Annotated in this window: 10 protein-coding genes; 5 read left to right on the top strand and 5 right to left on the bottom strand. The window is 61.8% G+C overall.

Going from position 1 to position 12,168, the window contains the following annotated elements; translation table 11 throughout:
* Positions 1 to 46: 46 nt before the first annotated feature.
* A complete protein-coding gene (locus tag V1273_RS28855) occupies positions 47 to 1,039 on the top strand; it encodes a LysR family transcriptional regulator (RefSeq protein ID WP_334380614.1) in 993 nt (330 codons plus the stop codon).
* Positions 1,040 to 1,237: 198 nt separating this feature from the next.
* Here V1273_RS28855 and V1273_RS28850 read toward each other — a convergent pair whose 3' ends face one another.
* Positions 1,238 to 4,576, bottom strand: coding sequence for an adenylate/guanylate cyclase domain-containing protein (locus tag V1273_RS28850; protein ID WP_334411655.1), 3,339 nt, complete (start codon positions 4,574 to 4,576; stop codon positions 1,238 to 1,240).
* Positions 4,577 to 5,107: 531 nt separating this feature from the next.
* Here V1273_RS28850 and V1273_RS28845 point away from each other — a divergent pair.
* From V1273_RS28845 to V1273_RS28835, 3 genes are all read left to right on the top strand, one after another.
* A complete protein-coding gene (locus tag V1273_RS28845; protein ID WP_334411654.1) occupies positions 5,108 to 6,256 on the top strand; it encodes an OpgC domain-containing protein in 1,149 nt (382 codons plus the stop codon).
* A gap of 45 nt (positions 6,257 to 6,301) precedes the next feature.
* Positions 6,302 to 6,652: a DUF6665 family protein gene (locus V1273_RS28840; RefSeq protein WP_334364755.1), complete on the top strand. Its 351-nt coding sequence runs from the start codon at positions 6,302 to 6,304 to the stop codon at positions 6,650 to 6,652.
* A 355-nt stretch (positions 6,653 to 7,007) separates the two neighbouring features.
* Entirely contained in the window at positions 7,008 to 7,610 is a 603-nt protein-coding gene (locus V1273_RS28835) for a hypothetical protein (protein ID WP_334411653.1), read from the top strand.
* 521 nt (positions 7,611 to 8,131) lie between these two features.
* Here V1273_RS28835 and V1273_RS28830 read toward each other — a convergent pair.
* From V1273_RS28830 to V1273_RS28820, 3 genes are all read right to left on the bottom strand, one after another.
* Entirely contained in the window at positions 8,132 to 8,536 is a 405-nt protein-coding gene (locus tag V1273_RS28830; RefSeq protein ID WP_334380618.1) for a hypothetical protein, read from the bottom strand.
* Positions 8,533 to 8,721 carry a hypothetical protein gene (locus V1273_RS28825; RefSeq protein ID WP_082637412.1) on the bottom strand — a complete coding sequence of 63 codons (189 nt, stop codon included), beginning with the start codon at positions 8,719 to 8,721 and terminating at the stop codon, positions 8,533 to 8,535. The genes V1273_RS28830 and V1273_RS28825 overlap by 4 nt, the downstream gene beginning before the upstream one ends.
* Before the next feature lie 735 nt (positions 8,722 to 9,456).
* A complete protein-coding gene (locus V1273_RS28820; RefSeq protein WP_334364752.1) occupies positions 9,457 to 9,858 on the bottom strand; it encodes a hypothetical protein in 402 nt (133 codons plus the stop codon).
* Positions 9,859 to 10,069: 211 nt separating this feature from the next.
* Here V1273_RS28820 and V1273_RS28815 point away from each other — a divergent pair, with 211 nt between their 5' ends.
* The gene (locus V1273_RS28815) at positions 10,070 to 10,912 is read left to right on the top strand and encodes a GNAT family N-acetyltransferase (protein ID WP_334411652.1); all 843 of its coding nucleotides are present in this window, start codon (positions 10,070 to 10,072) and stop codon (positions 10,910 to 10,912) included.
* Positions 10,913 to 11,035: 123 nt separating this feature from the next.
* On the opposite strand, the gene V1273_RS28810 is transcribed toward V1273_RS28815, so the two are convergent.
* A complete protein-coding gene (locus tag V1273_RS28810; protein ID WP_334411651.1) occupies positions 11,036 to 12,109 on the bottom strand; it encodes an AI-2E family transporter in 1,074 nt (357 codons plus the stop codon).
* Between the last annotated feature and the right edge of the window lie 59 nt (positions 12,110 to 12,168).

The raw sequence follows: 12,168 nt of genomic DNA, 5'->3' as shown, positions 1-12,168 counted from the left end.
GATGACCCTTTGGGTATCGTGAAGCCAGTGATAAAGTCTCAGCACCATGCTGAAGCCGGCTCAGCTCCTGCGCATCGATCTCAGTCTCCTGGTGTTGTTCAGCACCGTGCTCGAGGAGGGGCATGTCGCGCGCGCGGCGGAAAGACTCAATCTCACACCCTCGGCCGTCAGCCATGGGCTGCGCCGGCTGCGGCATCTCCTGCATGATCCGCTGTTCCTCAAGACGCCCGGTGGCGTGAAGCCTACGGACCGTGCCCTCGCACTTGCCGGTCCAGTTGCTGAGGCTCTCGCGCGTGTCGATGGAATCATGTCGATGGCCGGGCCGTTCGACCCCGGAGGCACGCGGCGATGCTTTACCATCGGTGCGCCTGATGCATTGGCGGCCATCTTCCTCGGCCCTCTCGTTTCCCGCTTGGCCCGCGAGGCGCCAGGTGTCGACATCCGGTTGCTGCAGCTCATGCCGCAACATCACGGCAAGCCGACGAGCCAAGTCTGGCAAACCACACTCACGGAGCTCGACTCCCACCGGCTCGATCTTGCAATACTCCCGATCGGCCCGTTGCCGCCCCGTTTCGCCGAGCGGTTGCTGTTCGAGGAAGACTTCGTCGTCGCCATGCGAAAAGGTCATCCACTGGCGCGCGCACCAAACCTGGCAGCATACCTGAAGGCACGGCACATGCTGGTTTCGGCCATCGGCGATGCGCAGGGAGTCGTCGATGCCATGCTTGCCGAGCGGGGGCATTCGCGGCGCGTGGCGCTGACGGTTCCGAATTTCATGATGGCGCTGGTTCAGCTCGCCGAAAGCGATCTGGTTGCGACCTTGCCGCGAAGGCTGGTCGAGTACCACGCCGCGCGGTTCAATCTGGTGGTGCGCCCGGTGCCGTTGCCCTGGCGGCCCGATCCGATACGCCTCGTCGCATCGCAGGCCGCGATGGCCGATGCCGGCCTCGCTTGGCTGTTCGAGACGTTGGCGAGCTGCATAAGTACGAGCACCGGTTCGCGCTCGAGGCAAGAACGGAGGCGTCGCAAGCCGTGTTGACCTGGAAGCTGCGAATTTACGGTGACACCCGTTCAGTGGAACGGCTTCGGTGACTCTGACCTGATGTTGTCTCCAGAGCTTGGGGTGCAAGTAGCGCGCACAAGCAAAGCAATATGCGGGACTCGGCATAACCAACCCGGATGTCGCTCCGCTCATCGGGCTACGCTTGCTGTACGAGGGAGAACCGCGCAAAATCGCTCATGCGCCGCAGGTCAACTCGTCGAGCAATACCTTTGTGGCTTTCAGATCCGCGGTCTCGAAGCCCTCAGTAAACCAGCTAAAGAGCGGTGCGAGCAGCGCGCAGGCATCCTTGCGCCGCCCCAAATCACACCACAGGCGCGCCAAGCTGCGGGCGGCGCGGAGCTCGAGCGACTTGGCGCCTTGTGCGCGCGTTATTGTCATAGCTCGCGCAAGGCAGGCTTCGATCTCGGAGGTTGATCTCCCTTGCACCCGCATGAGCTCCCCCTTGATGCGTGTAACTTCGCCCTCCCACATGTGTTCGTGATTGTTGGCGATGAGGTCCTCCACCTCCGCAACGATCCGTAGCCCTAGTTCGGCCTGGCCGACTTGCGCATAGGCCGCGGCGAGCATGCAGAGATACCGGGCTTGATACCAACTGACGCCGAGAGCCGCGCGGCGCTCGGTATTCTCACACATGAGCGCGATACCCGACTCTGGGGCGCCCTGCTGTACCATAGCCCAGCCGCGAAGAATCAACCCATTCACGCGCCAATAGCCAAGGCTGTGCCGATCGGCCAGTTCAATGATCGCTTCGGCATGGGCTTTCACGCCTGAGACATCGCCGAGCAGTTCGTCCAAACCCGCGCCAGCGAAATTGTGGACATGCGCCGTGAGGTTGGCCTGGTCCAACTCCGCGGCGCAGTGGAACGCTGCGGTACTCGAGCGGCGCGCTTGCTCGGGAAAGCCCAGAATCCAGAGGACGGGTGCAAGATAGGTGAGAGCCGACACTTTCGGGTCGTGAACGTAGTGCACCGGTTGTGATCGATGCCGGCGTGCGTCGTAGAGGCGCAAGATCGCCTCAAATTCGGACCGTGCCTCGGCAAACTCGCCGAAGTGCATGGCCGTGATCCCGGCCAAGCGGTGACTGGCAAGACGGATAAGCGGGCTTGGAAGGCGCTCCGCTACACGACAGGCCTCGTCGGTTAATCGCCGCATCGCGGAATAATCGCCCCGCACGAAGTAATAGACGAACTCACCGCTGAGGGTCGCGACGAGAGGCTCGGCCTCGCCGAGACGTTCGCAAAGCGCGCGTGCACGGCCATAGGCGGCGCCTGTCTGTGGGGCGGAATAGCCGTATACGGCGATCATGGGAGTACCGATCGCGATCTGAAAAGCGAGCTCCTGCCGATCCCGCTCGAAATTTTCCGGTAGCGCGTTCAGCGCCTCCAACCCTCGGGTGAGATGCCGGATTGCTTCGAGATTGGCCGAACGTTGGGCAGCGCTTTCGCCTGCTTTCAGCCAATAGCCGACGGCACGTTCAATTTGGCAGGCTTCAGTATAGTGGTGCGCCAGTAGCTCGGGCTCGCGCGCCACGCGGTCCGGGAAATCCCCCTTGAGGGCACCGGCGATGCGCGCGTGCAACCGCTGTCGATCGCTGCGGAGCAGCGTGCTGTACGCCGCATCCTGCACCAGAGCGTGTTTGAAGCTATAGGCGGCCTCCGGCGGCGTGCCGTACTGGAACACCAGTTCCGAATGGACAAGCCGCGCCAAGCTGTCTTGTGCCTCCCTCTCGGTGAAGGCAACGACAGCCGCGAGCAGTTCGTATGAAAACTCGCGGCCAATGGCCGCTCCGATTTGCGCCATTTTCTTCGGACCTGGCCCGAGTCGGTCAAGCCGAGCCAACAACGAGGCGTGGAGGGTTGCGGGTACGGTTAGCGCCGATCGCGACGTTGCCGCGCTCGCATCTACGCCGTTATGTCGACTGGCTTGCGCTTCTACGACAGCCTTCGTCAATTCCTCGATGAAAAGTGGCACACCGTCGCTGCGCTCGATGATCTCTTCCGCTGTATGCCCGGGGAGCGCTTTGCCGCCTGCGACACACTGCACGAGGGTCGCACCCTGGCGCCGGTCGAGGCGGCTGAGGGCGAGCATCGTGACGTGTGACTGCCCGATCCATGGCGCCTGAAACTCGGGCCGGAATGTAATCAGCAACAGCACAGGCAGGTCTGCGACGCGATCGACCACGCGATCGAGGAACTCGCGTGAGCTGGGGTCGATCCAATGGACGTCCTCGTAGACCAACAATACCGGCTGGCTCTGCGCGAGGACGACGAGCTGGTGGAGCAACAGCTCGAATGTCTCCTCTTTTTTGCGCTGCGGATTTAGCACGCTCGGTGAGTACAGATCGTCAGCAGGAATGTGTAGCAACTCGGCGATAAGCGGCAGACCCGCAATCGTCGACGAAGTCGGCGAGAGCAGTGCCTCGATCTTGCGAAGCTTCATCTTTGGTGTATCGCCCCGCTCGAAACCTGCCGCGTGTTCGAGTTGCACGATCGTCGGGTGCAGCGCGCTATCCTGGTGGTGCGCCGAGCACGAACAGCTCAGCCGGACGTGGGGCTCACCACGCACCCGCTCCAGGAGGGCAGCGGTCAGGCGCGACTTGCCAATGCCAGGCTCGCCGGAGAGCAGGATCACCTGGCCCGCACCGGATCTTGCCTGTATCCAGCGCTCGACCAGCAGCTCGATCTCTTCCTCACGCCCAACAAGTGGCGTGAGAGCGGTCGCCGGATGCAGTGCTTCGAATCGGCTTTCGATCGTGCTCTCTCGTTGCACGCACCACGCACGCACAGGCTCAGCAAAGCCCTTTAGCTCGACCATGCCGAGTTCGTCATATTCGAAGATCCCGCTCGTCAGCCTGTGCGTGTTCGCGTCTATCACGACGCTGTCCGGCTCCGCCAAAGTTTGCAGTCGCGCCGCAAGATTTGGCGTCTCGCCCACTACACCGCGCTCCTGGGATTCTCCGGCGCCGATGAGATCACCGACGACGACAAGACCCGTGGCAATACCCACACGGACCGCCAGTCTGCCGCCGGGCGCAGCCGGCGCTGACCGCGCCATTGTCACAATCTGCAGGCCGGCGCGAACAGCTCGCTCTGCGTCGTCCTCATGCGCCTGCGGGTAGCCGAAGTAGACCAAAACTCCGTCGCCCATATACTTGGCTACGAAGCCATCGAACTTCCCCACCATCCTCGCAACGTCTTTGTGGTAGCTGCTGAGCACCTCGCGCAGGTCTTCCGGATCAAGCCGAGACGCAATCGCGGTCGAGCCGACGAGATCGCAGAACATGACAGTGAGACGCCGGCGTTCGGCACCGGCTAATGCCGGCTTGGCAGCCGCATTTTCGGCTCGTTCCAGAGGAGCGGCACTGGTCAAAGGAGCGCCACAGAAACCACAGTAGCTATTGCCGATCGGATTCTTGCGACCGCAGGCGCCGCAACGCTGCGGCAGCGGCGCGCCGCAGTTCCCGCAGAATCGGTTGCCACCCTGATTGGTGCTTCCGCAGCTTGGGCACTCCATGCTCGCCCTCCAGCTCGGAACAGGGCGGCAGTGTAGACGAAGGTCTGGCTGGAGGCCAGCTCTCCGCGCTCGGCCAAAGACGAGGCATCGCGTCGCAATACTGAAGCGATTTTGTACGCAGGGTTGTGACAATCGCAAACGACGCTCCCGGGCGTCTCGTCTACGCGAGCGTTCCCTTTCAGCTCTGCTGCAACGCTTGAGCTTTTTCAGACGTGTGTTTCTTAGAAAACGGTCGCCAGCTCAATGATCCATGCGTTCGAAGAACTCGGCGCTCCACCCATCCCACGTACTGCCTGACCACGCGAAACCTAGTCTACCTCTTCTCTAACAGCCGACATCGGACGGACCTCGCGAAGCGCCGAAGGACGGGCGGCCTTAAATCACCACGTGGCTCAAATGATCACGTGCAAAGCCGGCAAGGCTCAACGCTCGCGCGCAGATTCGCCTGAAAAAATAAGCCTTTAATGGTGAACGAGCTCACACCAGGAGCTCGAGCGGCAGGTCCATTTTGCTGGCTTCGGGACGACCCAGATGCACGACCGAATTACCATCCCCAAGTTCGTGGTCGGCGAGCTGCCGGAGCTGAGAGACCACGGCCGCGACCTGCGAATAGATGCCTGCCGAGGCATCGCGCTGTGGTTCATCTTTCTTGACCATGTTCCCAACAACATCGGAGCTTGGCTGACGCTGCGGAACTACGGCTTCAGCGATGCCGCGGAAGTGTTCATGTTCGTCTCGGGCGTAACCTGCGCGCTGGCTTACGGCAAAGCATGGCGCTGCGAGGGCTGGACCGGAGTGATCAGCCGAACGCTGCGGCGAAGCTGGGACATTTATGTCGCATTTCTGCTGCTCACGCTCGCCTGCGCCATCCTGGTTCACCTCGCAGGCACGGGCCGTATTGCTGACGAGAGCAATACGCGTATCTTGTTGGACCATCCGGGCGCAACGTTCGCGCGCGCGGCGATCCTGCAATACCGTCCGGTCAATACCGACGTGTTGTCGGTCTTCGTGCTTCTTCACCTCCTGTTCGCGCCGCTGCTGTGGCTGCTGCTGCGAGCGCCGAATGCAACGCTTGGCGCCTCGCTGGCGCTTTATGTGCTGGTGCATGTCTTTGGCTGGACCGTCCCGGCCTGGCCGAACGGCCACTGGGCTTTCAATCCGCTGGCCTGGCAATTGCTGTTCGTGCTTGGCGCGTGGTGGATGATCGACGTCAAGAGACACCAGCCGTGGGTGACGTCACGCACGACGCTTGTGCTTGCCATCCTGTATCTGCTCTTCACCCTGGTCATCGCATTGAGCTGGCGCATCAAGCCGCTGGAAGCACTGATCCCGCAGGCGCTGGCGAAACTATTTTATCCATTGGACAAATCGAATCTCGATCCATTGCGACTGCTGCATTTTTTGGCCCTTGCGGTTTTGGCGTCATGGCTCGTGCCCCGCAAGTGGCGAGGGCTGACGACGCCGGTGATGCGCGGCGCGATCCTCTGTGGCCAGAACTCGCTGCCAATCTATTGCGTCGGCGTTCTCTTGACGTTCGCCAGCTACGCGGCGCTGCTCAACATCTCGGACGGACTTGCGATGCAGATAGCATTGAGTATCGCTGGCATCGCAGCGATGATCGTGACCGCAACACTGCTAAGCTCGATCAGCATCAAACCCAGGCAGCGATCGCAACAGTAACGCGCATCGTTGCACATGCGATCCATGTGGCGCTATACATTCCCCATGTCCCGCGATTTTCGCCTTGATCGCACTCCCGTCGACGTTCTCAACTATGAGATCGCCCAGGACCAGGCCGTTGCGCTCGGACGGATGGGGCGAGCGCTGGAAGCGGCCCTCGCCAGGCTGCGGGAGTTCGATGCCACCCAACCACGCTCGGGCGCGCCGGCGTCAGCGCAGCAGGCACGGCGCCTGCTGGTGACGGAGGCAGGCCACGCGCTCTGGATGTTCGTGGTGCAGCGAGAGGCGTGTGGCTTGCGCGACAGCCGCCCTGTCATGCGCGACTACAACGTGCCGAACGAGGTGCAGCAGTGCATGGGGGTAGTCCCTGCCACATCGATGCTGTCAGCAACATGACTTGCTGAGTTTCGACCGACCCATCGAGTTCGAGATGAGTAAGAAGCGGCCTCGGACGTTCGTGCGGCTGCCCGGCACTCGCGCCCCGATCTCGTTTTCCAGGCCAGAATGAATCCACCGCCTTGCCGGATTTGAGCCCTATTGTGACCCAGGTCACGGCCAAAGGTCGTTTCCAAGGGGGCGCAACTTCGGGGTTCCTATGTCCGGTCATTTGCGATCTTGCACCGCCGCTATTGTCCTTCTCGCAAGTCTCCCGACTTCGCCTGCATCTTCGAATCCGCTTGCAGACTTGTTCAATGTCTCTCCTCCGCAGACAGCCCCTGCGCCTGCTCCCGCGGAAAAGGAAAGCGAGTGCTTGCCACGACCCGGTACGTCGACGGCGGAAGGTCAGCGCTGGGTCTATCGTACTGAGGGGCGCCGCAAATGCTGGTTCCAGGCTGCCGAGGGGACCGCGACGGTGAAGCAGGTTCGTCATCGCGTCGCGAAGCCTCGTGTCGCCACTGCCGAGGAGAATGAGGCCGCGCGGACCAAGCAGAAGGCGGTCATGGATGCGCGTGCAGAGCTGCTGCGCTCCGCACCGGCGGAAACGTCTCAGCCGACGCCACCCGCGCCCGAGCCCAAGATGGTCGATGCCGCTTCCGTCCCGGCTACGGCGGCCGCAGCCTTCGTGACGCCGGCAACCGTCGCCAACCGCGCGACCGATCAGCTCACGCCTGACCACCCCACGCCGCGCCGGCTCGACGCGGAGACACTTCTGGCAGCCGCACCGGCGCCAAGCGAGGCGGTTGCGGTCTCCGTGCCTCCGGCCGCACCGGTCGCCTCTCCGATCGCCGAGGCGGCTGATGACGGCTGGGGCTGGATGGCAACCTGGCTTGGCGCGCTGCTGATGGCGCTGGGGCTCGCCTCCGTCTTGGCCTCGAGCCGGACCCTTCGGGAGGCCGTGCTGTTGCGCGATTAATCGGGAGCAGTGGCTGTCCTATGCAGGCAGTGGCCAAGTAATCTCCCTGACTTTCAGCTCCCTATAGCATCGCGCATTGGCCTGGATGCTTCTAGTCGATGTCCGACTACTGGTAGCCACGACCGTGCTCTCGATTGCAACGGCTACTGCTCTTCAGCCCAATCCGTTTTCTCGCAGCTAAGGCAGCGGAGGAGGCGAAAGCTCTTGCCCTGGCGACTGTCGAGGATCACCACGGGCCGCGCTATGCCGCCGCAATGATTGCAAGTTGGATGTTGAGGCGGCTGGCACCGCCCGGCGTCGCTCGCATCTCGTACGTTACTCACCGCACCCTCCTCTAAGGGCGACTCACGCAAGACGAAGCGCACACTGGTTCCAAGAACGCGTCCGGGTCGGCCTTCGATCAAAACAAGCGCGAGTTGTCGTGAGAACGGCAGGCGACCGGCTGAAATCAGCGTTAACTCGACAACAGACGTCAGTGAGCACAAAAGCCGAAGCCAAGAACCAAGCGCACCGTCAATTTTCTAATCTAAAAGCCAGATCCTTCCGCTCCATAACTCATCAAAAGTGTCAGGAACGTAATTCGGCGCCCGGGCTTGCACGGCTTCCTCCGGTGCCCACGCTTGCACGGCTTCTTTCGGTACCCACGCTTGCGCGTCTTGTGGATTGAAACGCTTTGTCACAACGTCCTTGAGCGACGGTTGTGCGGCCACGCCCTTGGGCCACTCCAGCAAGGCTTTCGAAAGCCCCGGCTTGCCTTCGTACCAGCATTTTCGTCCGTCGATGAGACGATACGACCACCATTTTCCATTCGGATTTGACGGCGCCGCGGCGCTGCATTCCTGTTTCGCTTCCGCACCTGGAATCCCCAACAACAACAGCGCAGCAACGAAAGCCGTCAGAGCCATTGATGAGGGCTGCTTGCTCATTTGCGTGGCTCGAAGCAACTACGTTGCTGCAAGCGGCTCACAGCAGCCATCACATCGGGACGTTCGAGAACTTCTACCAATTTGTCGAGGATACGCTCACTGTTCTGCGGCCGGGGTTGCAGGTATTCTTCCAGTATGAGTTGCGCCTCGCCAATCGCCCGAATAGCCAATTGTTGATCAGTCATACGCGTTACTCGTTACTCACAGCGCCCCCGCTAAAAGAAAGAAGGCAAATCAAGACCCCATTTGGGTTTTCTCCACGTTTTTTCTTCAGAGTTCCATCAATTTTTATTTCAATGTTTGGCAGGAGCCCTGCCGAACTATGTGGATGGAACTTGTCTACTGGGCGCAGACGGATTGCGGCCGCGATGGTTGTGGTTGCGATCTTTCAAGCCGCTATCTTGCGGCGAGATGGAAAGATCGGACCGCCTCCGGCCGTGAGTGACTGTCTTCTGAACTCGGATGTGCGCCAAGAAATCCTGCGTGGGGAAAACTCCGCTTAGGTCAGCGAACTGCATTGTGCGACTCGGCAGTCCGTGCTGGCTTCCTCGAAATTTGAGTCTGGTTTGCGGGGCAAGGAAGTTGAGCCAGTTTTCCTTTATGCTTCTGCTCGTGATGTCCCTGATGCTCACCGTGTGCGTCGGAGTGGCAGCTTGGCGCGTGTCCGACGACTGGCCGGAAGTTACCGGAAGCACTTCGCCGGCATTCGTCCACATGCATTGAAAATAAGGGCCTCAACTCCTGACGGAGCTAAGGCCCTTGCTGCAGCAGATACAGCCTGACGCTCACACCGGGCTGACGCCGGGATGCTGCGCGCGTCCCACCCGGTCATGGCAAATGTCAGCCGTGCGTTAGCCGATACGTTGCGCAACAGGAATGTAGGCAAACCACCGCACTAGGAACCCGCGCGAGCGGGCGGCTCAATCGCAGTAGCTCCACCCGCCATAGCCGTCGTCGCATCGCGCTCGCGCACGATACGGCACAGGCAGCGGCGGCCGCGGCGCGTATTCGCCCGCATAGTCGTATTCCTGCGCGTAGTAGCGTTCGCGATAGACTGGCGCACGTTCGACGTAGACGGGCTGCGCGGGGTAGGGCGTTCCGTACTCGCCATAGACCGCTGCCGGTGCGCGGTAGGCAGGGTCCGGATATCGGTAACCGGGTTCCGCGTACGGCCGATAAGCCGGTCGCGGGCGCACATTGATGTTTGCGGAAGGCGCGTAGATTCCGCCTGGCGCGACGTAGACGGATGACGACAGATCGCTGGCCGCGGCAACCCCGGAACACAGGACGACGAAAGCCAGCGTGAGCGATGATCGGTACATGTGTGAAGCCTCCAACTACTCAAGCCGCGCCAGCCAGCGTGGTTAATTTTCGCTAAACAATTCGAGCTGCGCAATGATATTTTGCGCGAAGAAGTGTGCCATTTCTGGACTGCGCACACATTCGCGTGTCGGCGATTGTCGTAATTGTGAATGCCTCAGCGTGGCGCGTCATTGCAATGACGGCTGGAGACACATCCAAAGGATCGTCATCATGAGCGACTTCACCATCCGCACGATGCGGCCGGACGAAATCTCACTCGCCATAGACTGGGCCGCCGCCGAAGGCTGGAATCCGGGGCTTGCGGATGCGACCTGTTTTTCGTCCGTTGATCCGCACGGCTTTATCATCGGCGAGATCGATGGTGCGCCTGTCGCGACTGTCTCCTGCATCAATTACAGCGCGGGCTTCTCCTTTCTCGGCTTTTACATCGTGCGGGCAGATTTGCGCGGCAAAGGTTACGGCTTGCGGATGTGGAATGCGGCCATCGCGCATGCCGGCGCGCGCGTGATCGGACTCGATGGCGTGACGGCGCAGCAGGACAATTACAGGAAGTCCGGCTTTCAGCTTGCTTACGCCAACGTCCGCTATGGCGGCATGGTCGCGGCGCGGAGTGTGCCGCAGGCCGGGGTGATTGACCTGAGCGAAGTTCCGCTGGCTGACGTGGAAGCAGACGACGCAACGGTGTTTCCCGCGCGACGGCCGGCGTTCCTGCGGACCTGGATTGGCTCGCCCGGACATGTCGGGTGCGCGGTCGTGCGCGATGGACGGCTTGTGGGTTGGGGTGTGATCCGGCCGTGCCGGAAGGGTTTTAAGATCGGGCCGCTGGTGGCCGACGACCGCGCTACGGCCGAAGCGGTATTGTCCGCTTTGCTCGCCAAGGTGGGCGGCGGCGAGATTTTTCTGGACGTGCCCAGCATCAACCGCGACGCGGTTGCGCTGGCGGAAGGTTTTGGGCTCGCGCCGGTGTTCGAGACGGCGCGTATGTATACCGGCGCAATCCCGCCGCTGCGGCTGGAGCGGGTGTTCGGGGTGACCAGCTTTGAGCTGGGATAGGGGACACAACCGTCATTGCGAGGAGCGGAGCGACGAAGCAATCCATCTATCCCCGTGCGGAGAAATGGATTGCTTCGCTTCGCTCGCAATGACGATGGAGTACGCATCGCCTTGAAGCGAATACTACCGGTCGCTCACCCGCTCATCCCGTGACGCGCGCCGGGACGCCGAAAAAATCTCCCAGCTCACCATGAAGATCGCGGCGATCAGCGGACCGATGACGAAACCGTTGAGGCCGAAGACGTCGATGCCGCCGAGCGTCGAGATCAGCACGACATAGTCCGGTAGCTTGGTGTCCTTGCCGACCAGGAAGGGGCGCAGCACATTATCCACGAGGCCGATGACCAGCACGCCATACGCGATCAACCCGAGGCCCTGCCAGATCGCGCCGGTGGCGAGAAAGTAAATCGCGACGGGGAGCCACACCAGGCCGGCCCCGATCGCCGGCACCAGCGACAGGAACGCCATCAGCACCGCCCACAACAGCGGCGCGTGAACGCCGAGGAACCAGAACGCCAGGCCGCCGAGCGCGCCTTGCGCAATGGCTACCAGAACACCGCCCTTGACGGTGGCGCGAACGACGTCGGCAACGCGGCTGAACAGCGCGGTCTTGTGGTCGGCGCCGAGCGGAACGGCCTCCTTGATCCGATCAGCCAGCACTCGCCCGTCACGCATCAGGAAGAACATCAGGTACAGCATGATGCCGAGGCCGATCACGAACTCGAACGTGTTCACGCCGATGCTGAGCGCCTGCGGCGCCAGGATCTGCCCGCCCTTCATCAGGCTGGACGACAAGGTCTCGCGAAGCCCTGAAAGGTTGGTCAGGTTAAGCCGCTCGAGCCAGCCGATCACCCAGGCCGGCAGCGCATCGAAGATGCGCTGGACGTAGCCGGCGAGATCATATTCGCCCGACTGGATTTTGCCGAACAGGCTGGTGGCTTCGCGGACCAGCGAGGCCGCAACGATGGCGAGCGGCAGGATCACCATCGCGATGATGAGCAGGACGGTCACCAGCGCCGCGAGGTTCGGCCTGCCGGGCATCGACCGCAGGAGCGCGCGGTTAACCGGCGCAAAGATGACGGCGATAATGATCGCCCACAGCACGGCGCCGTAAAACGGCTGCAGAACCACCCAGGCGAAAGCCAGCGTAACGGCAAGCAGCAGGAGGCGGAAAACCTGTTCGTCAATTCGTCGCACGGGCGTCTCGCTGGTTCCTTCCATATGGCCGCGCGGCCGTTCGGTGCTTGTCGCACGGC

Origin of the sequence: Bradyrhizobium sp. AZCC 1721, from assembly GCF_036924715.1 — a bacterium.
Taxonomy (GTDB): Bacteria; Pseudomonadota; Alphaproteobacteria; order Rhizobiales; family Xanthobacteraceae; genus Bradyrhizobium.
Note: the sequence above shows the minus strand (reverse complement) of the source record. Positions and strands in the feature narration are given on the sequence as shown.